Origin of the sequence: Acidocella aquatica (assembly GCF_030160635.1) — a bacterium.
Classification (GTDB): domain Bacteria; phylum Pseudomonadota; class Alphaproteobacteria; order Acetobacterales; family Acetobacteraceae; genus Acidocella; species Acidocella aquatica.
This window is the reverse complement of the sequence record NZ_BSOS01000079.1, coordinates 41,855-65,279: the sequence shown is the minus strand read 5'-3', so window position 1 is coordinate 65,279 and position 23,425 is coordinate 41,855. Positions and strand designations below refer to the sequence as shown.

General features: G+C 63.3%; 21 protein-coding genes. 13 read left to right on the top strand and 8 right to left on the bottom strand.

Going from position 1 to position 23,425, the window contains the following annotated elements:
• The first annotated feature begins 248 nt into the window (after positions 1 to 248).
• On the top strand, positions 249 to 1,844 hold the full coding sequence (locus QQJ84_RS14520; RefSeq protein WP_284259023.1) for an isocitrate lyase: 1,596 nt from the start codon (positions 249 to 251) through the stop codon (positions 1,842 to 1,844).
• 232 nt (positions 1,845 to 2,076) lie between these two features.
• Here QQJ84_RS14520 and glpX read toward each other — a convergent pair whose 3' ends face one another.
• Genes glpX through QQJ84_RS14500 form a run of 4 tightly spaced genes read right to left on the bottom strand, consistent with a single transcriptional unit; the run spans position 2,077 to position 6,224 of the window.
• On the bottom strand, positions 2,077 to 3,066 hold the full coding sequence (gene glpX, locus QQJ84_RS14515) for a class II fructose-bisphosphatase (RefSeq protein WP_284259022.1): 990 nt from the start codon (positions 3,064 to 3,066) through the stop codon (positions 2,077 to 2,079).
• 12 nt (positions 3,067 to 3,078) lie between these two features.
• Positions 3,079 to 4,368, bottom strand: a complete 1,290-nt coding sequence (locus QQJ84_RS14510) for a homoserine dehydrogenase (protein ID WP_284259021.1) — start codon at positions 4,366 to 4,368, stop codon at positions 3,079 to 3,081.
• Entirely contained in the window at positions 4,365 to 5,585 is a 1,221-nt protein-coding gene (locus tag QQJ84_RS14505; protein ID WP_284259020.1) for an LL-diaminopimelate aminotransferase, read from the bottom strand. The genes QQJ84_RS14510 and QQJ84_RS14505 overlap by 4 nt, the downstream gene beginning before the upstream one ends.
• 39 nt (positions 5,586 to 5,624) lie before the next feature.
• Complete coding sequence (locus tag QQJ84_RS14500) at positions 5,625 to 6,224, bottom strand: hypothetical protein (protein ID WP_284259019.1); 600 nt, start codon at positions 6,222 to 6,224, stop codon at positions 5,625 to 5,627.
• 148 nt (positions 6,225 to 6,372) lie between these two features.
• Here QQJ84_RS14500 and QQJ84_RS14495 point away from each other — a divergent pair, with 148 nt between their 5' ends.
• From QQJ84_RS14495 to QQJ84_RS14475, 5 genes are all read left to right on the top strand, one after another.
• Complete coding sequence (locus tag QQJ84_RS14495; protein ID WP_284259018.1) at positions 6,373 to 8,169, top strand: PHA/PHB synthase family protein; 1,797 nt, start codon at positions 6,373 to 6,375, stop codon at positions 8,167 to 8,169.
• A gap of 183 nt (positions 8,170 to 8,352) precedes the next feature.
• Positions 8,353 to 9,420 carry a glycosyltransferase gene (locus QQJ84_RS14490; RefSeq protein WP_284259017.1) on the top strand — a complete coding sequence of 356 codons (1,068 nt, stop codon included), beginning with the start codon at positions 8,353 to 8,355 and terminating at the stop codon, positions 9,418 to 9,420.
• On the top strand, positions 9,410 to 10,738 hold the full coding sequence (locus QQJ84_RS14485; RefSeq protein WP_284259016.1) for an O-antigen ligase family protein: 1,329 nt from the start codon (positions 9,410 to 9,412) through the stop codon (positions 10,736 to 10,738). Before QQJ84_RS14490 ends, QQJ84_RS14485 begins: the two co-directional genes overlap by 11 nt.
• A gap of 71 nt (positions 10,739 to 10,809) precedes the next feature.
• Positions 10,810 to 11,856 (top strand): glycosyltransferase family protein, encoded by a 1,047-nt coding sequence (locus tag QQJ84_RS14480; RefSeq protein ID WP_284259015.1) that lies wholly within the window; start codon positions 10,810 to 10,812, stop codon positions 11,854 to 11,856.
• A gap of 46 nt (positions 11,857 to 11,902) precedes the next feature.
• Positions 11,903 to 12,865: a CobW family GTP-binding protein gene (locus tag QQJ84_RS14475; protein WP_284259014.1), complete on the top strand. Its 963-nt coding sequence runs from the start codon at positions 11,903 to 11,905 to the stop codon at positions 12,863 to 12,865.
• 251 nt (positions 12,866 to 13,116) lie between these two features.
• Here QQJ84_RS14475 and groL read toward each other — a convergent pair whose 3' ends face one another.
• The 3 genes from groL to QQJ84_RS14460 form a co-directional block, all read right to left on the bottom strand.
• Positions 13,117 to 14,769 (bottom strand): chaperonin GroEL, encoded by a 1,653-nt coding sequence (gene groL, locus QQJ84_RS14470; RefSeq protein WP_284259013.1) that lies wholly within the window; start codon positions 14,767 to 14,769, stop codon positions 13,117 to 13,119.
• Between the two features lie 86 nt (positions 14,770 to 14,855).
• Entirely contained in the window at positions 14,856 to 15,173 is a 318-nt protein-coding gene (gene groES, locus QQJ84_RS14465; protein ID WP_284259012.1) for a co-chaperone GroES, read from the bottom strand.
• 213 nt (positions 15,174 to 15,386) lie between these two features.
• The gene (locus tag QQJ84_RS14460) at positions 15,387 to 16,589 is read right to left on the bottom strand and encodes a pyridoxal phosphate-dependent aminotransferase (RefSeq protein WP_284259011.1); all 1,203 of its coding nucleotides are present in this window, start codon (positions 16,587 to 16,589) and stop codon (positions 15,387 to 15,389) included.
• A gap of 224 nt (positions 16,590 to 16,813) precedes the next feature.
• Here QQJ84_RS14460 and QQJ84_RS14455 point away from each other — a divergent pair, with 224 nt between their 5' ends.
• The 5 genes from QQJ84_RS14455 to QQJ84_RS14435 all read left to right on the top strand — a co-directional run bounded on the left by QQJ84_RS14455 (position 16,814) and on the right by QQJ84_RS14435 (position 20,277).
• A complete protein-coding gene (locus QQJ84_RS14455; RefSeq protein WP_284259010.1) occupies positions 16,814 to 17,227 on the top strand; it encodes a hypothetical protein in 414 nt (137 codons plus the stop codon).
• Positions 17,228 to 17,327: 100 nt separating this feature from the next.
• Positions 17,328 to 17,693, top strand: a complete 366-nt coding sequence (locus QQJ84_RS14450; RefSeq protein ID WP_284259009.1) for an FKBP-type peptidyl-prolyl cis-trans isomerase — start codon at positions 17,328 to 17,330, stop codon at positions 17,691 to 17,693.
• 45 nt (positions 17,694 to 17,738) lie between these two features.
• Positions 17,739 to 18,914, top strand: coding sequence for an aminotransferase class I/II-fold pyridoxal phosphate-dependent enzyme (locus QQJ84_RS14445; RefSeq protein WP_284259008.1), 1,176 nt, complete (start codon positions 17,739 to 17,741; stop codon positions 18,912 to 18,914).
• The gene (locus QQJ84_RS14440) at positions 18,911 to 19,537 is read left to right on the top strand and encodes an alpha/beta fold hydrolase (RefSeq protein ID WP_284259007.1); all 627 of its coding nucleotides are present in this window, start codon (positions 18,911 to 18,913) and stop codon (positions 19,535 to 19,537) included. Before QQJ84_RS14445 ends, QQJ84_RS14440 begins: the two co-directional genes overlap by 4 nt.
• Entirely contained in the window at positions 19,534 to 20,277 is a 744-nt protein-coding gene (locus QQJ84_RS14435; protein ID WP_284259006.1) for a methyltransferase, read from the top strand. Before QQJ84_RS14440 ends, QQJ84_RS14435 begins: the two co-directional genes overlap by 4 nt.
• Before the next feature lie 14 nt (positions 20,278 to 20,291).
• Here QQJ84_RS14435 and QQJ84_RS14430 read toward each other — a convergent pair whose 3' ends face one another.
• On the bottom strand, positions 20,292 to 20,996 hold the full coding sequence (locus QQJ84_RS14430) for a hypothetical protein (protein ID WP_284259005.1): 705 nt from the start codon (positions 20,994 to 20,996) through the stop codon (positions 20,292 to 20,294).
• Positions 20,997 to 21,209: 213 nt separating this feature from the next.
• On the opposite strand from QQJ84_RS14430, the gene lptF reads away from it, so the two are divergent.
• Both lptF and lptG read left to right on the top strand, forming a co-directional pair.
• Positions 21,210 to 22,313 carry an LPS export ABC transporter permease LptF gene (lptF, locus tag QQJ84_RS14425; RefSeq protein ID WP_284259004.1) on the top strand — a complete coding sequence of 368 codons (1,104 nt, stop codon included), beginning with the start codon at positions 21,210 to 21,212 and terminating at the stop codon, positions 22,311 to 22,313.
• Entirely contained in the window at positions 22,310 to 23,425 is a 1,116-nt protein-coding gene (gene lptG / locus QQJ84_RS14420; RefSeq protein WP_284259003.1) for an LPS export ABC transporter permease LptG, read from the top strand. The genes lptF and lptG overlap by 4 nt, the downstream gene beginning before the upstream one ends.

The window sequence follows — 23,425 nt, the reverse complement described above, 5'->3', positions numbered from 1 at the left end:
GTTCTGTAAAACGGCAAGATCGCGGTCAGGCGGGGGGTCACTGGCTCAGGGAATTGCTCTCGCGTTGACGGGACAAGCAAAAATTTTACCCGTTGCCGTCAAAGCCTTGTAAAACGTTTACAATATTACACTTTATTTTCACAAAACGGGGGTGTTTTGGCGTTTTTCCATCTCCCTTTTTCCTGAATCAGTGTCTATTTGGTGCATTGCAACACGCCTCCCCCACCAACTGGCAACGGAAGATTCAGATGTCCTATCAAGATCACATTACGAAGCTGAACCACCTCATCGAGAGCAAGAACGGCACCTGGGACGGTATCAACGCTGAATCCGTGGAGCGGATGCGGCTGCAGAACCGGTTTCATACCGGTCTGGATATCGCCAAATACACCGCCGGCATCATGCGCGCCGACATGGCCGCCTACGACGCCGACCCGGCAAACTACACCCAGTCGCTCGGCGCCTGGCACGGGTTTATCGCGCAGCAGCAGATGATCTCGATCAAGAAGCATTTCGGCGCCACCAAGCGCCGTTACATCTACCTCTCGGGCTGGATGGTCGCTGCCCTGCGCTCGGATTTCGGCCCGCTGCCGGATCAGTCAATGCACGAGAAAACCTCCGTCCCGGCGCTGATCGAGGAGATCTATACCTTCCTGCGTCAGGCCGATGCCCGCGAACTGGGCATGCTGTTCCGCGATCTCGATGCGGCGCGCGCAGCGGGTGATCTTGCCAAGCAGAAGCAGGTGCAGGCGAAGATCGACCATTTCGAAACCCACGTCGTGCCGATTATTGCTGATATTGATGCTGGTTTTGGCAATGCTGAAGCGACCTACCTGCTGGCCAAGAAGATGATTGAGGCTGGCGCCTGCGCGCTGCAGATCGAGAATCAGGTGTCGGACGAGAAGCAATGCGGGCACCAGGACGGCAAGGTGACGGTGCCGCATGAGGACTTCCTCGCGAAAGTTCGTGCCTGCCGTTACGCTTTCCTGGAGCTGGGCGTGGAGAACGGTATCATCGTGACCCGTACCGACTCGCTCGGCGCGGGCCTGACCAAGCAGATTGCGGTTTCCCACAAGCCTGGCGACCTCGGCGATCAATATAATTCGTTCCTCGACTGCGAAGAGATTACCGCTGAGAATGCGCGTAACGGGGATGTTGTCATCAACCGTGACGGCAAGCTGCTGCGTCCGAAGCGTTTGCCCTCCAACCTGTTCCAGTTCCGCGCCGGCACCGGCGAAGACCGTTGCGTGCTCGACTCCATCACCAGCCTGCAAAACGGCGCTGATCTGCTCTGGATTGAAACCGAGAAGCCGCATGTGGAGCAGATCGCCGGGATGATGGATCGTATCCGCGCCGTCGTGCCGAATGCCAAGCTGGTTTACAACAATTCGCCGTCGTTCAATTGGACGCTGAATTTCCGCCAGCAGGTTTATGATGCGATGCAGGCCGAGGGCAAGGACATGTCAGCCTATGACCGCGCGAAGCTGATGAGCGTGGACTATGACACCACCGAGCTGGGTGTGGCGGCGGACGAGAAAATCCGCACCTTCCAGGCCGACGCCTCGAAGCGCGCGGGTATTTTCCACCACCTCATCACCCTGCCGACATACCACACCGCGGCGCTCTCCACCGATAATCTCTCCAAGGAGTATTTCGGCAGCCAGGGCATGCTGGGTTATGTGCGCAATGTGCAGCGTGAAGAAATCCGCCAGGGTATCGCCTGCGTGAAACACCAGAACATGTCGGGCTCCGACGTTGGTGACGATCACAAGGAGTATTTTGCTGGTGAAGCGGCGCTGAAGGCTGGTGGCGCGCATAACACGATGAACCAGTTCGCCGCCTAAGCTGCGGGTTTCTGGAAAAATGAAACGGCCCGGGGTTTGCTCCGGGCCGTTTTTTTATGCTCCACGTGGAGCGATTGTGAGGAAGTTTCTATAACTATTTGTTAGTAAAAGTTAATTTTTTACTTGCGCCCCAATTTGCGCGGTTTTGGTTCCGAAAAAGAATGAATCGGCTGATGGGGGGAGATGCCAGCTTTCGCTGGCATGACGTGAAAAGGCGAGGCGGTTTACGCCCCTACATCTCCGGTGCCCAGGTTTTGGTTGCGAAATTGTGATGGGCTTCAACATAGCGCACGGTGCCGGATTTGCTGCGCATGACGATGGAGTGGGTGAAGGCGCCGGCACCTTCGCGGCGTACGCCTTTGAGCATGGGGCCGCCGGTGACGCCGGTGGCGGCGAACATTACGTCGCCCTTGGCCATGTCCATGATGTTGTAGATACGGTTGGGGTCGCTCACGCCCATGGTGCGCGCGCGCTCGATCTGGGCCTGGTCCTCGAACAACAGCTTGCCCTGCATCTGGCCGCCGATGCAGCGCAATGCGGCGGCGGCGAGCACGCCTTCCGGCGCGCCGCCAGAGCCGAGATACATATCAATCCCGGTGAATGATTGGCTGACGGCGATGACGCCTGCGACATCACCGTCGCCGATGAGGGTGATGCGCGCGCCCGCCTCGCGGATTTTCGCGATCATCTCGGCGTGGCGCTCGCGGTCGAGCATGCAGATCATCAGGTCGGAAATGTCGATTTTTTTGGCGCGGGCGAGGTTTTTAAGGTTCTCGGCCACGGGGGCGTCAAGCGAGACCACACCTTCGGGCAGGCCGCCGCCAACGGCAATTTTTTCCATGTAGATGTCTGGCGCGTGGAGGAAGTTGCCGCGCTCGGCCAGGGCCACGGTGGCGATGGCGTTGGCGCCGCCCTTGGCGGTGATGTTGGTGCCCTCCAGCGGATCCACCGCGATATCCATATGCGGGCCGCCGAGGCCGACCTTCTCGCCGATGAAGAGCATCGGGGCTTCGTCCATCTCGCCCTCGCCGATCACCACGGTGCCGTCGATGGCCACGGTGTCAAACGCCTTGCGCATGGCTTCCACTGCCGCGCCGTCGGCTTCGTTCTTTTTGCCGCGGCCGATCCAGCGCGAGGCGGCGATGGCGGCGGCCTCTGTCACGCGGACGAGTTCGAGGGCGAGGTTGCGGTCGGAGACCTCTCCGAGGCGGCGTTCGGTCATGGCTTGTCTCTCTTATTTAGGTTCGATGCGGATGAGGGCGGGGGTTTCCAGCACACAGTCCAGCGTTGCGATGCGGCTGATGGCGGCGCTGATCGCGGCCTCAATCGTGTCGTGCGTGACGAGGACGATGGGCACCGCCTCGCCAGGGCTGCGCCCGTGTTGCAGCATGGATTCGAGCGAAATGCCGTGGTCGCGCAATATGGCGGTGACATCAGCGAGCACGCCGGGCTGGTCGGTGACCATGAGGCGCAGGTAGTAGGCGCCTGTGAGGGCCGAGATGGCGACCGGGCGTGAGGGGGCGAGAGCCGCCTGGGCGGCGCCCCAGACGGGGATTTTGCTGCCGCGCGCGATGTCGATCAGGTCCGCCACGACCGCGCTGGCGGTGGGGCCGGCGCCGGCGCCGCGGCCCTGGCAGAATACCGGGCCGGAGAAATCGCCTTCCATCAGCACGGCGTTGAACACGCCCTCCACCGCGGCGAGGAGCTTGCTCACCGGCACCATGGCCGGGTGGACGCGCATGGAGACGCCCGACGGGGTTTGCTGCGCGATGCCGAGGAGCTTGATGCGGTAGCCGAGTTCCTCGGCGAAGCTGATGTCCAGCGCTGAGATGTTGCGGATGCCCTCGATATGCACGGCGGAGAAATCGACATTCTGGCCGAACGCCAGTGCAGCGAGGATGGTGAGCTTGTGGGCGGCGTCCACGCCCTCAATATCAAAGGCGGGGTCGGCTTCGGCGTAGCCGAGCGCTTGGGCGTCGGCGAGGACTTCGGGGAAGTCGCGGCCTTCCTCGCGCATGGTGGTGAGGATGTAGTTGCAGGTGCCGTTGAGGATACCGGCGACGCGCGAGACGCGGTTGGCGGCGAGGCCCTCGCGCAGCAGCTTGATGACCGGGATACCCCCGGCGACGGCGGCCTCGAAGCCGAGCGGGAGACCGGCGGCCTCGGCGGCGGCGGCCAGCGCGGTGCCGTGAATGGCGAGGAGCGCCTTGTTGGCGGTGACGACCGGGCGCCCCGCGGCGATGGCGGCTTCCACCAGGGCTTTGGCCGGGCCATCGGAGCCGCCGATGAGCTCGACCACGACATCGACATTGGGGTCGGCGGCGAGGGCGAGGGCGTCGTCATGCCAGGTGATACCGGTGAGCGCGATGCCGCGATCGCGCGATTTGTCACGCGCCGAGACGGCGGTGAGCGTAATGGGGCGCCCGGCGCGGGTGGCGATGAGGGCGGCGTTGTCGGCGAGCAGGCGCGCGGTGCCGGCGCCGACCGTGCCCAGCCCGGCGATGCCGATTTTAAGGGGGGTCACTGGCCGTCCTCCATCGCGATTTCATCGCTGGGGACGGTGCTGTCAGTTGCCAGGAAGTGGCGGATGTTGCGGATCGCCTGGCGCAGGCGGTGGTTGTTTTCAACCAGGGCGATTCGGACGTGGGAATCGCCGTATTCACCGAAGCCGATGCCCGGCGCGACCGCGACCTTGGCTTTTTCCATCAATAGTTTGGAGAACTCCAGGCTGCCCAGATGCGCGTAGCGCGGTGGGATGGGCGCCCAGGCGAACATGGAGCCTGCGGGGGAGGGCATGTCCCATCCGGCGGCGTGCAGACCTTTGATGAGGGTGTCCCGGCGGTCCTTGTAGAGGGCGCGCATGTCGTCCACGCAATCCTGCGGGCCGTTGAGGGCGGCGGTCGCGGCGACCTGGATCGGGGTGAAGGCGCCATAGTCGAGATAGGATTTCATGCGCGTGAGCGCGGTGATGAGGCGCGGGTTGCCGGCGCCAAAGCCCATGCGCCAGCCGGGCATGGAATAGGTCTTGGACATCGAGGTGAACTCGATGGTGATGTCCTTCGCGCCGGGCACCTGCAGCACGGAGGGCGGGGGCGGGCCTTCGAAATATATCTCGGCGTAGGCGAGGTCTGAAATGATGAAAAGGTCGTTCTTTTTCGCCAGGGCCACCAGCTCCGTGTAAAAATCGAGGGTGGCCATGTGGGCGGTCGGGTTGGAGGGGTAGTTGACGATGACCGCCGTGGGTTTGGGCACGGAATGGCGCACCGCGCGGTCGATGGCGCGCAGCATTTCCTCGCCCGGCTCGGCGGGGATGGAGCGCACGGAGGCGCCGGCGATGATGAAGCCGAACTGGTGGATGGGGTAGGACGGGTTGGGGACCAAAATAGTGTCGCCCGGCGAGGTGATGGCGGCGGCGAGGTTGGCCAGCCCCTCCTTGGAGCCCAGCGTGGCGATGACCTCGGTGTCGGGGTTCAGTTTCACGTCAAACCGGCGCTCGTAATAGGCGGCGAGCGCGCGGCGCAGGCCGGGGATGCCCTTGCTGGTGGAATAGCGGTGGCTGCGCGGGTCCTGCACGGTCTCTATGAGTTTGGCGACGATGTGCGGCGGGGTGGGGCTGTCGGGGTTGCCCATGCCGAGGTCGATAATGTCCTCCGCGACGGCCCGGGCCTTGGCTTTGGCGGCGTTAACCTCGGCAAAGACATAAGGGGGCAGGCGGCGGATGCGATGGAACTCTTCGGTCATGGAACGCTCAAGGTCTCTCTGTGAGGGGTTGGTGGGGGCTTAATATACCAATTGTACAAAGCCGCCAGAACCGGAGGGCTGGGCCACGAGTTTTATAGCACTTGCGGGAACGCCGGCGGCGGTGAGGGCCTCGCCCAGGCGCTGCGCGCGGGCGAGGGCGAGGGCGAACGACTCGCCGAAACCACCGGCCAGGATGTTCGCGTTGCCGCGCTCCGCGGCGATGGCCTTAACGCGCTCCGCGGCGATGGCCCCGATCGGCGCGAGGTCGGCCGCTGGCAGGATGGCCGAGCCGGGCGCGAAGGCGAGGGCCACCGGTGGGCCGTTGGGCGGCGGCGCGGCGGGTGCTGGCGCGGCGAGGGGCGTGGCGGCGGGGGATTGGGTGAGCCGAAGGCCGGGGATTTTTGGCAGCGGCGGCGGGGCAGCGGGAAGTTCCAGCCCGGCCAGCGCGCCCGGCGAGGGCGGTGAGACGCCAGGGGTGCTGGCGCGTGCGCGGTTCGCAATGGCGGCCTGCTCGCCGGGCGGTGTGGGCGCCGGGGCCGGGGGGACGTCAGCGAGGTTGGGGTAGGGCTGATCCGCCCCTGGAGGGGGTTGCCGGTTCTGAGCAATCGCGCCACCTTCCATGCTGTGGTACAGACCCAACGAACCAGAACAGCCGCCCAAGAACAATGACAGAACAACAGACACCGCAGAACCAAGCCGCCGACACGTCATTAGGATTTTCTCCGCAACCAGAAGCGCATGCTAGCTGTTTGCCCGAGAACTGCCGCCACGGAAAGGATAACCAGAAATGACACAAGCACCCGGACAGAACGAAGCCGATATAAAACTGCCGGATGCCGAGCAGTTGGGGCGCTCCATGGCTGATATCGCCGCGCGCTCGCAGCGGCTGGTGAACGATTGGCTGCGCCGCCAGGCGAAGGAGGGCGTGGCGCTGGACCCGCTGAATGTGGGCGGCGCGTTTTTGGAGATGACCAGCAAGCTGCTCGCCAATCCGGGGCAGTTGGTGCATGCGCAGCTGGGACTGTGGCGTGACTACATGACGCTGTGGCAGAACACGACACGGCGGATCATGGGCATGGACTCGGCGCCGGTGATCGAGAGCGACCCGAAGGACAAGCGGTTTGCCGACCCTGCCTGGCAGCAAAATGAGATTTTTGACTACATCAAGCAGTCGTATCTGCTCTCGGCGCGCTACATCAACGATGTGGTGACGCATGTGGACGGTCTGGAGCCCAAGACCGCGCAGAAAATTGATTTTTACGCACGCCAGTTCATCAATGCGCTGAGCCCCTCGAATTTTGCCATGACCAACCCGGAGGTCCTGCGCCGCACGCGCGAGACCGGGGGGGAAAATCTGGTGAAGGGGTTGAGCAACCTGCTGAGCGATCTGGAGCATGGGCGGGGCAATCTGCGGATCAAGATGGCTGATTCCGAGGCCTTCAAGGTGGGCGGGAACATCGCCGTCTCGGAAGGCAAGGTGGTGTTCCAGAACGAGCTGATGCAGCTGATCCAATACAGCCCCGCGAGCGAGACCGTGTTCGCCCGGCCGGTGGTGATTTTTCCGCCGTGGATTAATAAATTTTATATTCTCGACCTGCGGCCAAAAAACTCGCTGGTGCGCTACCTCGTGAGCCAGGGGCACACCGTCTTCATGGTGAGCTGGGTGAACCCGGATGCCGCGCTGGCGGAGAAGAATTTCGACGATTACATGGTGGAGGGCGTGCTCGCGGCGCTTGATGCGATCGAGAAAGCCACCGGGATGCGCGAGATGAACGCCATCGGCTACTGCCTGGGGGGGACGCTGCTGGCCTCATCGCTGGGGTATATGAAGGCGACCGGGGATGAGCGGATAAAGGCCGCGACCTTTTTGGTGACGCTGACCGATTTCACCGATGCGGGAGAGCTGGGCGTGTTCATCGACGAGGAGCAGCTGAGCAACATCGAGGAGAAGATGTTCAAGCAGGGTTATCTGGAAGGCTCGGACATGGCGGCGACCTTCAATATGCTGCGCGCGAATGATCTGATCTGGAGTTTTGTCGTCAACAACTACCTGCTCGGGCAGGAGCCGTTTCCGTTTGATCTGCTGTACTGGAACTCGGATTCGACGCGCATGCCGCCCGCGATGCATTCGTTTTATCTGCGCAATATGTATCAGAAGAACCTGCTCTCCCAGCCGGGCGGCATTGCCATGAAGGGGGTGCCGATTGATCTGCGCAAGATTGATATTCCCGTGTATTTCCTCTCCTGCCGGGAGGATCATATCACGCCCTGGACCAGCACCTACAAAGGCGCGCGCAATTTTGGCGGCCCCGTGCGTTTCGTACTGGCGGCCTCGGGCCATATCGCGGGCGTGGTCAACCCGCCCGAGGGGGGAAAATACAATCATTTCATCAATGCCGAGATGCCTGAAAATCCCGATGAATGGTTTGGCGGCGCGACGGAGGTTGGCGGGTCCTGGTGGCCGGACTGGCAGCGTTGGGTCACCGGGTTTGACAAGACCAGGGTGCCCGCGCGCATTCCCGGCAAGGGGAAGCTGAAGGCGATCGAGGATGCGCCAGGGAGCTATGTGCAGGTTCGGGCCTGAGCATTTGTGAAGGCGGGCATCTGCGAGCGTATTTTCCCTGCGTATAGTCTTACCGAAAATGCTCTAGCTCTTTGTTTTGGTGAACAAATTTATCCGATCAAATGATTCCATTTGATCGGATATTGCTCTAGTAAGGCACGGCACCAAGCGGCCTTGACCGGCTTTTTTTGCAGGGGTTTTTGAATGCGCGTTCTGCATGTGATGGCGGGCAAGGGCAATGGCGGGGCCGAGTTGTACTCGACCGATGTGATGCTCAGCCTGCACGAGGCGGGGGTTGACCAATGCGTGGTCATGCGCCCCGATGCGCCGCGCGCCAGGGAGTTGGAGCAGGCCGGGCTGCGCATGGCGCCGGGGGTGCTGGGCGATCCGATCCGCCCGCTGCAATGGTGGCGGATGCGCCGACTGATCGCGCGTGAAAAACCCGACATCATCCATTGCTGGATGCGCCGGGCCGCGAGCCTGGTGCCCGCCTCGGCGCGCCAGCGGGCGGAGGTGATCGGCTGGTTCGGCGATTATGAGGAGCTGCGGTATTTTGGGCATTGCACCCGTTTTGTGGGCGTGACGCGCGATCTGGTGCGCCACATGCGCGAAAACGGCGTGGCGCCGGAACAGGCCGCCTATATCCCGACGTTTCCCACGGTGGATGACGCCCCGGCGATTGACCGCGCGGCGCTGGTGACCCGGCCGGAGGCGCGGGTGCTGCTCACGCTCTCGCGGCTGCATCCGGTGAAGGGGCTGGACACCATGCTGCATGCCCTGCCGTTTTTGCCGGACTGCGTGTTGTGGGTCGCGGGCGACGGGCCGATTTTGGCTGAGCTGCAGGCTTTGGCGGAAACCCTCAACGTGGCGGGTCAGGTGCGGTTTTTGGGCTGGCGGACTGACCGCGGGGCCTTGCTGCGCGCCGCCGATGTATGTGTCCTGCCCTCACGCTATGAGCCGTTCGGGACCGTGATTCTGGATGCGTGGCAGGCGGGGACGCCCTTTGTCGCCTGCGACAGCGACGGGCCCCGCGCCTATATCCGCAATGGCGAAAACGGCATGCTGGTGCCGGTGAATGACAGCGCGGCGCTGGCCGTGGCGATCCGCGAGGTGCTGGATGACAAGGCGTTGCGCGAGAAAATCGCGGCGCAGGGCCATGCGGAATATCTGGCCGGGTTCACCCGCGAGGCGGTGACGCGCCAATGGATCGATTATTATCAGGGGTTGATGGCGGCCCGCGAAACCGGCGGAGCGGCCGCGCGTGCGCTCTGAGCGGATGCGCAAGGCTGCGCTGGGCGCGGCGCTGATTGTTCCGTTGGGCCTGTTGCATGCCTGGGTGCTGGCGGAAATCTGCATCGGCCTGGTGGATGTTTTGTTTCTGCTCGAATCCGCGCGGGGGCGGGGCTTTGCCTGGGCGCGTCAGCCCTGGTTCTTGGCCGCGATGCTGTGGTGGGGCTGGCTGCTGCTGTGCTCGCTGCCGCTGCCCTTGCTGGGGACCGGCGGGGCGGGCTGGCGCATGGGCTTTATGCAGGCGCTGGTGATTCCACGGTTTTTTGTGTTAACGGCGGCGTTGCAGGGCTGGGTGCTGAGCACGCCGGGCGCGCGGCGGGCGGCCTGGTGGATGCTGGCGGCATCATCGGTATGGATTGGCCTGGAGGCCTGGCAGCAATATCTCACCGGCAGCAATCTGTTTGGCGATCATCGCTGGAGCGACGGCTCGCTGACCGGGCCGTTCCGCCGGCCCCGCGCCGGAGCGCTTTATGCGCATCTGCTGTTTGCCACCATGCTGCCGCCGGTTTTGGCGATGCTGGGCAGGCGGGGGGCCGGGTGGCGCGGGGTGGGCTGGCGCGCGGGGGCGGTTGGGCTCGCGGCGCTGGGGGTGGTGACCGCCGTGTTGATCGGCCAGCGCATGGGCGTGGTGTTGAGCGCGGTTGGCTTGGCGGGGACGGCGTTGCTGGTGCCGCAACTGCGCCGGGTGGTGCTGGTGCTGGTGCTGGTGGCGGGGGCGGTGCTGCTGGCGACGCCGGTGATCTCGCCGCCGACCTACGCCAAGCTGGTCGGCGAGACATATGTTAATCTGCGCCATTTCACGCTCAGCCCTTATGGCGAATTGTTCACCCGCGCGAGCGTGATGGGGTTGCAGTCGCCCTGGCATGGCTGGGGGTATAATGGTTTCCGCGTGTTGTGCCCACTGGCGCGCTTTGGCGGCGGGTTGCCGGCGCTGGGCATTGCGCCGACCGCGCTTGGGCTGGGGGCGTGCAATCTGCATCCGCATAATTTCTACTTCCAGGCGTTCGTGGATGCGGGGATTCCCGGGGTGGGCCTGTTTGTTGGCATGATTGCGGTATGGCTGGCCACGCTGGCCCGCGGACTCTGGGGCAGGCCGGAGCCGTTGCGGGTGGGGCTGCTGATTGCGGTTGTCACCTTCGTGTGGCCGTTTGGCTCGGCCGACGAGTTTCCGATTTTATATATGTCCGGCTGGCTGTTTTTTGTGTTCGGGCTGGCGCTGGCGGCAAGGGAAGAGGCGGTGACCAGCTGGGGGAGGCGTTTGCCGGTTGACACATCCAAGCCGCTACGGCACCTCGGCTAAATGGTCAGATTTCCACCGCATGAGTGCATTTTTTTGGAGTTTCCCGCTAATTTGAGGCGGGAATAGGCGCGATGCTGCGGATTGTTCATGTTGCGTATTTCCCAGTCTCGCTGAGCCGGCGCAATCAGCATTCAGTGGAGATCAAGCTTTCCAATGGCTTCACCCGTAATGGCCATGCGGTGTTCAACCTTTCTGACCGCGATATCGCCCGGGCGGCGGGCTTTGGGCATTACCGGCTGGGGCGGCGCACGGCCAACCAGGTGTTGCGCGAGTTCTGCCGCGAGCACCGGCCGGACCTGCTGGTGCTGGGCCATGCGGATATGATCTGGGCGGAGACGATTGCCGCGATTCGGGCGGATTTGCCGCAACTGCGGGTGGTGCAGTGGAATGTGGACCCGTTGTTCGAGCCGGGGAATGTGGCGCGGATTCTGAATACGATCGATGTGGTGGACGCAACGCTGATTTCCACCGCCGGGCCGGCGCTGGAGCAATTCCGCAGGCCGGGCCGGCTGGCCGGGTTTTTGCCGAATCCGGTGGATGTATCCGTTGAGCGCGCGCGGATGGACCAGGTGGCGGCGCCGGCGTTTGATGTGATTTACGCCTGCGGCAACCCGCACCGGCCGCTGCGGGTGGTGTGCGGCCAGTCCTGGGATATGGAAGCGTTTACGCAAGCGCTGCGCGCGCAAGCGCCGGGGGTGAGCATTTTGACGCCGGGGATGTTCGGCCAGAAACTGCTGTTTGGCGCGGCGTATCAGGATGGGCTGGAGCAGGCGGGGATTGGGCTGAACATCAGCCGCCGCAGCGATTATTTTCTCTACAGCTCGGACCGGCTGGCGCATCTGATGGGCAACGGGCTGCTTGCCGCGATCGAACGGCAGACCGGGTATGACCAATTGTTCTCAGACGATGAGATGATCTTTTTCTCCTCGATGGAGGAATTGGCCGGAAAGCTGAAATTCTACGCGGCGGCGCCGGTTGCGCGCATGGCGGCGGCGGCGGCGGGGCGGGCGAAATATATCGAGCTGTTCAACGAGCGGCGGGTTGCCGAATATGTGGTGGAGGCGGCCTTTGGCCGTGTCGCGCCGGGTGATTATCCCTGGCCGGATGTTTTGCGCTAAAAACACCTATATAGTGGTCCAACGCAATGAGGGTGGATTTTTGAATATGGCTGATTTGATTCCCGTGACCGTGCTCACCGGCTATCTGGGGGCGGGCAAGACGACGCTGCTGAACCGGATTCTGACCGAGCAGCATGGCAAAAAATACGCCGTGATCATCAATGAATTTGGTGAGCTGGGGGTGGATAACGACCTCGTGGTCGATACGGATGAAGAAGTGTTCGAGATGAACAACGGCTGCATCTGCTGCACGGTGCGCGGCGATCTGATCCGCATCGTCAACGGGCTGATGAAGCGGACGGACAAATTTGACGGCATCATCGTGGAGACCACGGGCCTGGCGAACCCCGCGCCTGTGGCGCAGACGTTTTTCGTCGATGAGGATGTGAAGGCGAAGACACGGCTGGATGCGATTGTGACCGTGGTGGATGCCAGGCATTTTCTGGCCCGGCTTGAGGATTCGCCGGAAGCGGCCGACCAGGTGGCGTTTGCCGATGTGATCGTGCTGAACAAGCTCGATCTGGTGAGCCCGGAGGAGCTGGCGAAGGTTGAGGCGCGGATCAGGAGCATCAACCGGTTCGCCGAAATTCATCATGCGACGCGCGGGGATGTGGCGATTGATAAACTGCTCGGGCTGAATGCGTTTGATCTGCAACGCGTGCTGGAAAGCGTGCCGGATTTTCTGGATGAGGAGTCAGAGCATACGCATAACGAACATCTGACGAGTATCTCGCTGGAATGCGCCGCACCGCTGGATGCGGAGAAATTCCAGACCTGGATCGGGCATATATTGCAGACGCAAGGGGCCAATTTGCTGCGGACCAAGGGGATTTTGGCGTATAAGAACGAGGACCGGCGGTTTGCGTTTCAGGCGGTGCATATGATCGCGGATGGTGATTTTATCAGCCCATGGAAAGCGGGCGAGAAACGTACCAGCCGGATTGTCTTCATCGGGCGGGATTTGAACCGGCCGCAACTGCGGCGCGGGTTCGAGAGCTGCGCGGCCTGAGCGCGCCGCCCGCGGGCGCGGTGATAAAAAAAGCCCCGGAGTTTCCTCCGGGGCTTTCTTTTTGGTCCAAACGTTACAGGCTGACTAGAGCAATAATCATCTGATATGAACCGGCCGGTTCATATCAGATGATTGAAATTGCTCGCTCAAAAAAAGTTAGAGTGTTTTTCATCGGATGAAAGACACTCTAAAAGGCTGATTTACGCTTTCGGCTGCCACGCTTGCACGCGGCAGCCTCAAACGATCAGGCTTTAGAAATCCATATCGCCCATGCCGCCCATGCCGCCCATGCCGCCGCCGGGCATACCGCCGGCAGCTTTCTTCTCAGGGCGCTCAACCACACCGGCTTCGGTGGTGATGATCAGCGAGGCCACGGAAGCGGCGTCCTGCAGGGCGGTACGCACAACCTTGGTCGGGTCGATAATGCCGGCCTTGACCATGTCCTTGAACTCACCGGACTGGGCGTCGAAACCATAGGAATACTCGTCCTTGTCCAGCACCTTGCCGGCAATGACCGCACCATCTTCACCAGCGTTCTCGGAGATCTGGCGCAGCGGCACCTGGATCGCCTTGCGGACGATCTCGATACCAACGCGCTGGTCTTCGTTGTCGCCCTTCAGCTTGGCGAGGATCAGCGAGGCGCGGGCCAGGGCGACGCCGCCACCGGGCACGATGCCTTCTTCAACGGCCGCACGGGTTGCGTGCAGGGCGTCGTCAACGCGGTCCTTGCGCTCCTTCACTTCAACCTCGGAAGCGCCGCCGACGCGGATGACCGCAACGCCGCCGGCCAGCTTGGCCAGACGTTCCTGCAGCTTCTCACGGTCGTAGTCGGAGGTGGTCTCCTCGATCTGCGCGCGGATCTGGGTGACGCGGCCGGAAATATCGGCCTTCTTGCCAGCGCCTTCGATGATCGTGGTGTTTTCTTTCTCGATCAGGATCTTCTTCGCCTTGCCGAGCATGGCAAGGGTCACGGTCTCAAGCTTGATACCGAGGTCCTCGGAGATGACCTGGCCACCGGTGAGGATGGCGATGTCTTCCAGGATGGCCTTGCGGCGATCGCCAAAGCCCGGCGCCTTCACAGCGGCGATCTTCAGGCCGCCACGCAGCTTGTTCACAACCAGGGTGGCCAGGGCTTCGCCCTCGACATCCTCGGCGATGATCAGCAGCGGTTTGCCGGTCTGCACGATGGCTTCAAGCAGCGGCAGCATCGGCTGCAGGCCGGAGAGCTTCTTCTCGAAGATCAGGATGTAGGGGCTATCCAGGTCCGCGATCATCTTTTCCGGGTTGGTGATGAAATACGGGGAGACATAGCCACGGTCGAACTGCATGCCCTCGACAACGTCCAGCTCGGTCTGGATGCCCTTGGCTTCCTCAACCGTGATAACGCCCTCGTTGCCGACCTTCTGCATCGCCTTGGAGATCATCTCGCCGATTTCGACTTCGCCGTTGGCGGAAATGGTGCCGACCTGGGCGGTCTCGGAGGGGGTCGTGATCTTCTTGGTGCGCTTCTTCAGCTCTTCGACGACAGCGATAACCGCCTTGTCGATGCCGCGGCGCAGGTCCATCGGGTTGAGGCCAGCGGCCACAGCCTTGACACCTTCACGCACGATCGCCTGGGCGAGCACGGTGGCGGTGGTGGTGCCGTCGCCGGCGATGTCGTTGGTTTTCGAGGCGACTTCACGGATAAGCTGCGCGCCCAGGTTCTCGAAGCGGTCAGCCAGCTCGATTTCCTTGGCGACGGTCACGCCGTCCTTGGTGATGCGCGGGGCGCCGAAGGATTTTTCGATGACCACGTTGCGGCCCTTGGGGCCGAGCGTGACTTTAACGGCATTGGCGAGGATGTCGACGCCGCGCAGCATGCGGTCGCGGGCATCGGGCCCAAAACGTACGTCTTTGGCAGCCATATGGGTGCTCCTAAATTATTGATTAAATACTGAGCGCCCCGATTCAGACTTCGCGGCGTTGCCGCAATGTCATCGGGACGCGGGGATCAGGCTTTTTTCTTCGGGGCGGCAGGCGCCTCGATGATGCCGAGAATGTCGGATTCCTTCATGATCAGCAGGTCTTCACCGTCGATCTTGACTTCGGTGCCGGACCATTTGCCGAACAGAACGCGGTCACCCGCCTTGACGTCCAGGGCCACGATGGCGCCGGCTTCGTTACGCGCGCCAGCACCGGCGGCGACGACTTCGCCTTCCATCGGCTTTTCCTTGGCGGTGTCGGGGATGATGATGCCGCCTGCGGTCTTCTCTTCGGCGTTAAGCCGGCGGACCACAACGCGGTCGTGCAATGGGCGGAATTTCGCCATCGGGATCGCTCCTAAACTAATAAGTCTTAAAAGCTTAACAACCTGCCCGGCCCGGCACGCGGCACCGCGGTTGCTAGCACTCCCCTATGGAGAGTGCCAGCCTTCTAAGGGGAGGGCGGATGGAAGTCAAGATTATTGGCGCCTGGCATCTGATTGCGAGCAGCCGCATCACGCGAATTCGCATGATGCGGCGAGCAACGGCGATCGCGGAGATTACACCAGCGCCGCGCAGAATCGCTGGATGCGTGTGCAGGCTTCTGTCAGGGCCTCGGTGGAGGTGGCGTAGCTGATGCGGAAGTGGCTGGGGTAGATGAAGGCAGAGCCGTGAACGGCGGCAACACCTTCTTCGTCCAGCAGGGCGATGACGAAATCTTCGTCGTTGTTGATCTTTGCACCTTTGGGGGTGGTTTTGCCGAGGCAGCCATGCATGCCGGGGAAGACGTAGAACGCGCCTTCCGGCTTGGCGCAGGTGAGGCCGGTGGCGGCGTTGAGCATGTCGACCACCAGGTCGCGCCGGGTTTTGTAGACCTTTACCATCTCGTGCAGAGCATCCTCCGGGCCATTGAGCGCGGCCACGGCGGCGGCCTGGCTGATGGAGGAGGTGTTGGAGGTCGATTGGCTCTGCAATTTGTCCATGGCCTTGATGAGCGCGAGCGGCGCGCCGGCAAAGCCGATTCGCCAGCCGGTCATCGCGTAGGCTTTCGAGCAGCCGTTCATCGTGACGGTGCGCTCACGCAAACGCGGCTCAACCTCGACGATGGTGGCTGGTTTGAAGCCGTCGTAGGTTAATTTTTCGTAAATGTCGTCGGTGAAAACCCAGACATTGGGGTGCTTGAGGAGAACATCGCAGATGGGCCGCAAATCCTCGGCCGAATAGGCGGCGCCGGTCGGGTTGCTCGGCGAGTTGAGGAAGAACCATTTGGTTTTGGGCGTGATGGCGGCTTCCAGGTCTTGCGCGCGCAGCTTGAAGCCGTGGTTCTGGCTGCATGGCACGAACACCGGGGTGCCTTCGGCGAGGGCCACGATGTCAGGGTAGGAGACCCAGCAGGGGGTGGGGATGATAACCTCATCGCCCGCCTGCACAGTGGCCAGCATGGCGTTGAAGATGACCTGCTTGCCGCCGGTGGATACGATGATTTCCTCCGGCTTGTAGTCTAACCCGCTGTCACGTTTGAATTTTGCGGCGACGGCCTGGCGCAGCGCCGGGGTGCCGGAGACGTCGGTATATTTGGTGTCGCCCGCGTTGATGGCGGCGATGGCGGCCTGCTTGATGTGATCTGGCGTATCAAAATCAGGTTCGCCTGCGGAGAGGCTGATGATGTCGCGGCCCTCGGCCTTCAGCGCGCGGGCCTTGGAAGAGATGGCGATGGTCTGGCTCGGGCTGATGCGGTTCAGGCGGTCGGCGATAAGGGGCATGCTCAAAATCTCTGCTGTTGATGGGCGGCGGGACACTAAACCTGCGCCCCTGGACACGCAAATGCCGGGCCGCCGTTACTCTATGTAACGCTCTGTTCGCCTTGCGGCGCGGGGTGGAACGGCATAGGGCGCTGATACGTTATCCGTGCGGGAAACCGGCGGGTGGCGGCCTCAATTGCTAAATACCGGGACCGCTTTTTGGCGGCCCACTCAGGAGAATTCACATGAAGATTACCCAGATTTCCCGTCGTCTGCTGCCAGCGCTGACGTTTGCCTGCGCCATGGGCGCGGCCCCGCTCGCGATGGCGCAGACCGCTGCCGCTCCTGCTGGCACCATGGCTCCCGCCGCCACGCCGATGGCCGCTCCCGCCGCCACGCCGATGGCTGCCCCGGCCGCGCCGATGGCCGCTCCGATGGCTGCTCCGGCGTCCGCCGCCAAGCTGACCAAGGCTGACAAGTTTAAGACCGAAGCCGCCGCAAAGGCGAGCTGCCCGGGTGACACCGTGGTGTGGAGCACCATGACCAAGAGCAAGGTGCTGCATGCTTCGGGTTCGAAGTATTACGGCAAGACCAAGCACGGCGCGTATGTCTGCGAGAAGACCGCCGAAGCCGCCGGTTACCACCTCGCCAAGAACTAAGACGTTTTTGCGGGCCAGGGGGGCTGCGGCCCCCCTGATTTGCGGCGTGACGGTTTTTTGACTACCCAGGCGGCGCAAATGACCGCTTGAGGAGCAAACCATGTCAGAATCCAATATCGTTACCCTGCCGTCCGGCATTAAAATCCAGGACCATGTGGTGGGCACCGGCGAGAGCCCGGCCAAGGGCCAGATGGTGACTGTGCATTACACCGGCTGGCTCGATGAGGGCGGCGCCAAAGGCAAAAAATTCGATTCCTCGCGTGACCGCGGGCAGCCTTTCAGCTTCAAGCTTGGCGTCGGCCAGGTGATTTCCGGTTGGGATATCGGGGTTTCCACCATGCAGGTGGGCGGGCAGCGCACGCTCATTCTTCCCGCCGAGCACGGCTATGGCCAGCGCGGCGCGGGCGGGTTGATCCCCCCCGGCGCGACGTTGATTTTTGACGTGGAACTGATCAGCTTTAAATAAGCCTGGACTCTTCGACGCCTGATCAGGCTGTCATGAGAAGGTCTGATGAGCAATTTTGATGAGGCTTGGCGCCGCTGCCTGGAGGATCTGGAAAAGATCGGCCGGCGGCGGCGTTTGCGTGATATCGACCGGCTAGGCGATGGCCGGGTGGATTGCGGCGCCGGGCCGGTGCTGGATTTTTCCTCCAATGATTATCTGGGGCTCTCGCACCATCCGGTGTTGATCGAGCGCGCCTGCGAGTATGCGCGGCGCTGGGGGGCGGGTGCCGGGGCGTCGCGGCTGGTCTCTGGGAATTTGCTGCCGTTTGGAGAGATCGAGGCGAAGCTCGCGCGCGGCAAGGGGGCTGAAGCCGCGCTGGTGTTTGTCTCAGGCGTGCAGGCGAATATAACGCTGCTGCCAGCGCTGCTGGATGCGAAAGTGCTGGGGGGCGAGCCGCTGGTGTATGCCGACCGGCTGAACCACGCGAGCCTGATTCAGGGCTGCGCGGCGGCGGGGGTGCGCCAGATACGCTTCCGGCATAATGATCTGGGGCATCTGGAGGAGCTTTTGGCGCGCGATGAGGCGTTGGCGCGGCCGCGGGTGATTATCACCGAGAGCGTGTTCAGCATGGATGGCGATTGCGCCGATGTGGCGGCGCTGGCGGCGCTGGCGGAAAAATACGGGGCGTTTTTATATCTGGACGAGGCGCACGCGACCGGGGTGATGGGCCAGGGCGGCTTTGGCCTGGCCCATGGGCTGCGCAATGCGTTGGTGATGGGCACTTTCAGCAAGGGGCTGGGCGGTTTTGGCGCTTATGCGGCGTGTTCGGGCGCGCTCCGGGAATATCTGGTGAACCGCTGCGGCGGGGTGATTTACGCAACCGCGCTGCCGCCGGCGGTTTTGGGGGCGATGGATGCGGCGCTGGATCTGATCCCGGAGCTGGGCGCGGCGCGCGACATGGTGGCGCGGCATGGCGCAAGGTTTCGGGCAGCATTGGCGGCGGCGGGGCTGGATACGGGGGGCTCCACCACACAGATCGTGCCGCTGATTTTGGGCGCGGAGGAACGCGCGATGGGCATGGCGCGGACGCTGGAGGCGGAAGGGTTTCTGGCCGTGGCGATCCGTCCGCCCACGGTGCCGGTGGGAACAAGCCGGATTCGGTTCACGTTTTCGGCGGCGCATAGCGAGGAGCAGGTGGAGGCGCTGACCGAGGCGGTGGTGCGGCTGGCGAAGCGGCTATGAAGCCGGTTCTGTTGCTGGTGCATGGCTGGGGGTTTGATGCCGGGTTCTGGGCGCCGTTGCGCGCGGCGCTGGACGGCTACGAGACCGTGGCCTGGGATTTGGGATTTTTTGGCGCGGGCGCGCGGCCGGATTTGCCGGTGGGGCGTGATGTTGTGGCGGTGGGGCATTCGTTTGGGGCGTTGTGGCTGCTGCACCATAGGCCGGTGGCGTGGCGGGCGCTGGTTGCGGTGAACGGGTTTGGCTGTTTCACGCGGCGGGAGGATTTTCCGCAGGGCAATGCGGCGCGGCCGTTGCAGCGGATGATCGCGCAGTTTGGCGCGGCGCCGGGAGAGGTGGTGGCGGCGTTCAGGGCCAGGTGCGGCTGTGCGGAGTCGGTGCCGGGGGCGTTGAATGCGGTGGCGCTGGCTGATGGGTTGCGGGGGCTGGCGCAATGGGATGCGCGCCCGGCTGTGGTTGAGCTGGCCTTGTGCGGCCGGACGGACCCGCTGGTGCCCGAGGCGATGAGCGAGGCGAGTTTTCCGGCGGATGTGACGCAGTGGCATCCGGGCGGGCATTTGTTGCCGGTGGAAGACCCCGGCTGGTGCGCCGCGCGGTTACGGACGTTTCTGGAGCTTCTGGGGTGAGCGCGCGCAAGGCGCGGATTGCACGGGCGTTTTCATCGGGGGCGGCGCGCTATGATGCGGTGGCGCCAGTGCAGCGGCTCGTGGCGGCGCGGCTGGCGGCGCGGATTGTGGCGCGTGGCGTGGCGCCCCGGCGTATTCTGGAGATCGGCTGCGGGACCGGGATGCTAAGCGCGGCGCTGGCGGCGGCGTTTCCCGAGGCGCAAATGCTGCTTACGGATATTTCCCCCGCGATGCTGGCGCGTTGCCGGGCGCGGCTGGGGGAAGGATATGAATACATGGTGCTGGATGGGGAGCACCCGGCGGCGGCGGCGGGAAGGTTTGATCTGATTGTCTCCAGCCTGGCGATGCAATGGTTCGGTGACCTGCGAGGCGGGCTGGCGCGGTTGAGTGTGCGCCTGGCGCCGGGCGGGCGGATGGTGTTCGCAACACTGGGGGCCGGGAATTTCGCCGAATGGGTGGCCGCGCATGCCGCGCTCGGGCTGGTGTGCGGCACGCCGGCCTATCCGGCGCTTGAGGCGCTGCCCTGGCCGGAGGGGGTCGCGCATGCGGTTGATGAGGAATTTATCGTTCAGCCCTATGCGAGCGGCGCTGAATTCGCGCGCAGCCTGAAGGAGCTGGGCGCGGGGGAGCCTGCGCCGGGGTATCGGCCGCTGCCGCCCGGCGCGTTCCGGCGGGTGCTGGAGTCGCTACAGGGCGGGTTTGAGGTGACATATCATGTTTTATACGGAGAGATTTGGTAGCGGGCCGGAGTGGCCTATGCGGGCTGCAGACCCGCCTGATGTTTGAGCGCCCGCAACACGGTGAACCCCAGCGCGAAGAACCATGCGCCGAAAATGCTGAAGGGGCTCCAGAACACAAAAAGCCCGTTCCAGGCGAAGGGGCCGGATTTAAACAGGAAGGCGATGGCACCGGCCTCGAACATGATGGCGGCCCAGATGGTGAAATAGCCCATCCAGCGGGGGAAGGCCGAATGGGGGTCTGACTTCTGGGTCAGGCTGACGACGGCGATCGCGACCATCTGGAAGATGTAATATTGATCGGTGGTGGTGAGGGTCAGATTGGCCAGCTCGTGCATGATGAGCGTTATCTCGGGCGGGCGGCTTGGCGTAAAGGCGGCGACGCCCCAGAAGAGCGGCGGCAGCACCAGGAAGATCGACATCATGCAGCCGCCGGCAAGTTGCAGGATCGACCAGATGGGAACCCCTTTTTCCAGCCGCGCCATCTGGACGTAGATGACAACCGAGAGCGGGACCATGAAGGCGCTGCTGTAAGAGCAGATGACCGCGCCAAGGCGGACCTGAAAGGCGTTGGCGGTATAGAAGGCGGCAACCGCGGCGGCGCTCAGATGCGCGGAGGGCAGTGGCACCATTTTGAGCAAAAAGCCCAGCGAGAGGCCATAGATAAGAATGAACGCCAGGCCCCACCAGATGATGATGGTCTGAGAACGGGTCGAGAGCACGGAGGCCTCCTTGGCTGGGTAATGGGGTTGGGTAGCGGGTACTGCACCCAGAGCTTGGACTGGGTGCGGGCCATGATGGCAATTCCTCATGTTGTTTGCAAGCGCATGGTACTAAAACATACTTGATCGGTGGCGAGGGCGGCAAGCTGATGGCGGAGCAATTTTGGCAGGTGGTCTTGCCATTCCCGGCGCTCCCGGCCAGAACCTCGGGCCATGGATCGCCGCCCGCACCTGACCAGAATCGACCGCTATATTTTCGGGCAATTGTTGATTGCCCTGGTGCTGGTCACTGTTGGGCTGGTGGCGCTGATCTGGCTCACGCAGTCGCTGCGGTTTATCCAGATCATCGTCAATCACGGGCTCTCGCCGGTGGTGTTCATCAAGCTGACCTCGCTGCTGGTGCCCAGTTTTGTCGCCACGATTTTGCCGATCACCTGTTTTATCGTGGTGCTGTTTATCTACGCGCGCCTGGGCAGCGATCGCGAAATTACGGTGATGCGCGCCTGCGGACTTTCGGATTTCACGCTGGCCCGCCCGGCGCTGGGTCTGGCGATGGCCGCCACGCTGGCCGGCTATGCGCTTAACCTGATCGTGGTGCCCGCCAGCCTGGGCAGCTTCCGCACCTATCAATACGAGATACGCAACCAGATTGCCGCGTTTTTGCTGGAGCCGGGGGTGTTTACCCCGGTGGCCGACCATATCACGGTTTATGTGCAGTCGCGCGGAGCGGATGACTCCCTGGGCGGCATATTGATCGAGGATGGGCGCGATCCAGCCGCGCCGGCGACGATTCTGGCCACATCCGGGCAGTTGCTGGTGAGCCCGCAAGGGCCGGTGGTGGTGCTGGAGAACGGCTCGCGCGAGCAGATCGACGCGAAAACGGGGCGGCTGGATGTGCTGACATTTCAGCGCAACGTGGTCTCGCTGGCGCAGACCGCGAAGGCGGCGATACCCGATATGGTGGATTCCGCCGAGGCTCATCTGGCGGACCTGTTGAATCCCCCGGCATCGCTCCCTCCGGGCGACCGCGGCAAATGGCTGGTGGAGGCGCATCGCCGCCTCACGGCGCCGTTGAGCACGCTCAGTTTCACGTTGATTGGCCTGCTGGCCGCGCTGCGGGGGATGTTCCGCCGCAATGGCGGCCTGGTGCGCCCCGTTGGCGCGGTGGTGGCGGTAACGCTGCTGGTGGCGCTCAGCCTGGGGGTGAGCAACCTCGCCGCGCGTAATACGGCGCTGCTGCCGCTGATCTGGGTTGTGGCGGTGCTGCCGGGGCTGGTTTCGGGCGTGCTGCTGTTCAGCCGGCGGGCCCCGCTATGAAGAATGTCCCGATTACGCTCTCGCTTTATTTCGGCCGGCAGTTTTTGTTTGCCGTGGTGGTGATGCTGGCGGCGCTCTCGGCGCTGGTTTCGCTGTTTGACTTTTTGGAGCTGCTGCGTGAGGCGGCGGCCAAGCCGGCGGCCAGCTTCGGGATCATCGCCGAGATAGAGTTTATGCGCCAGCCCTGGACGCTGTTGCAGATATTGCCCTTCGCCATTTTGCTCGGTGGGATTTTCGCGTTCTGGCGGCTCTCGCGCTCCTCGGAGCTGGTAGTGGCGCGCGCGGCGGGGATTTCCGCCTGGCAGTTTCTGGCGCTGCCGGTGTTGCTGGCAACCCTGCTGGGGGCCTTTGGCACAGGCGGGCTCAGCCCGCTTTCGGCGGTGATGTATAGCCGCGCGGAGACGCTCTACAATGTGTATCTGCGGCCGGGCGGCGGGCCGCTCTCGCTCAACGGCGGGGAGCTTTGGGTGCGGCAGGCGGATGCCGGGCTGGTGCCGGGCGGGGTTGCCGTGCTGCATGCGGCGGGGGTGCATCTGGAGCATAATATTCTGCGCGCCGACCAGGTGAGCGTGCTGCGGCTGGATGGCCAGGCGACGCTGCTGCAACGCATGGAGGCCGCCAACGCCACGCTGAGCAAGGGCGCGTGGGATTTGAACGGGGTGAGTGTGTTGATGCCAGGCGCCGCCCCGGAGCATATCGACCAGTTGGATTTTCCAACCGACCTGACCGTGCACCGCGTCGAGGAGAGTTTCGCCTCGCCCGATTCGCTCTCGTTCTGGGCGCTGCCGGGGTTCATCGCGCTGCTCAAACGCTCCGGCTTTTCACCCATTCAGCATGAGCTGGCGTTTCAGGCGCTGCTGGCATTGCCTCTGCTTTGTGCCACCATGGCGCTGGTGGCGGCGGGGTTCTCCATGCGCCCCTCGCGGCGCGGCGGCGCGGCGCGGATGCTCGCCAGCGGCGTGGGCTGCGGCTTTGCGCTGTTCATGGTATCGGAGGTTGCCAACCAGTTCGGCACCTCCGGGGCCTTGCCGGTTATCCTCGCCGCGTGGGCGCCCGCGGTGGCGGGATTGTTTTTGGCGCTTGCGTTGTTGCTGCATCTGGAAGATGGCTGA

Coding starts and splice junctions, on each gene's coding strand:
- groL (WP_284259013.1), bottom strand. CDS start 14,769: ATGGCTGCCAAAGACGTACGTTTTGGGCCCGATGCCCGCGACCGCATG.
- QQJ84_RS14495 (WP_284259018.1), top strand. CDS start 6,373: ATGACACAAGCACCCGGACAGAACGAAGCCGATATAAAACTGCCGGAT.
- groES (WP_284259012.1), bottom strand. CDS start 15,173: ATGGCGAAATTCCGCCCATTGCACGACCGCGTTGTGGTCCGCCGGCTT.
- QQJ84_RS14440 (WP_284259007.1), top strand. CDS start 18,911: ATGAAGCCGGTTCTGTTGCTGGTGCATGGCTGGGGGTTTGATGCCGGG.
- QQJ84_RS14480 (WP_284259015.1), top strand. CDS start 10,810: ATGCTGCGGATTGTTCATGTTGCGTATTTCCCAGTCTCGCTGAGCCGG.
- QQJ84_RS14505 (WP_284259020.1), bottom strand. CDS start 5,585: ATGACCGAAGAGTTCCATCGCATCCGCCGCCTGCCCCCTTATGTCTTT.
- QQJ84_RS14450 (WP_284259009.1), top strand. CDS start 17,328: ATGTCAGAATCCAATATCGTTACCCTGCCGTCCGGCATTAAAATCCAG.
- QQJ84_RS14460 (WP_284259011.1), bottom strand. CDS start 16,589: ATGCCCCTTATCGCCGACCGCCTGAACCGCATCAGCCCGAGCCAGACC.
- QQJ84_RS14475 (WP_284259014.1), top strand. CDS start 11,903: ATGGCTGATTTGATTCCCGTGACCGTGCTCACCGGCTATCTGGGGGCG.
- QQJ84_RS14455 (WP_284259010.1), top strand. CDS start 16,814: ATGAAGATTACCCAGATTTCCCGTCGTCTGCTGCCAGCGCTGACGTTT.
- glpX (WP_284259022.1), bottom strand. CDS start 3,066: ATGACCGAACGCCGCCTCGGAGAGGTCTCCGACCGCAACCTCGCCCTC.
- lptF (WP_284259004.1), top strand. CDS start 21,210: ATGGATCGCCGCCCGCACCTGACCAGAATCGACCGCTATATTTTCGGG.
- QQJ84_RS14490 (WP_284259017.1), top strand. CDS start 8,353: ATGCGCGTTCTGCATGTGATGGCGGGCAAGGGCAATGGCGGGGCCGAG.
- QQJ84_RS14520 (WP_284259023.1), top strand. CDS start 249: ATGTCCTATCAAGATCACATTACGAAGCTGAACCACCTCATCGAGAGC.
- lptG (WP_284259003.1), top strand. CDS start 22,310: ATGAAGAATGTCCCGATTACGCTCTCGCTTTATTTCGGCCGGCAGTTT.
- QQJ84_RS14445 (WP_284259008.1), top strand. CDS start 17,739: ATGAGCAATTTTGATGAGGCTTGGCGCCGCTGCCTGGAGGATCTGGAA.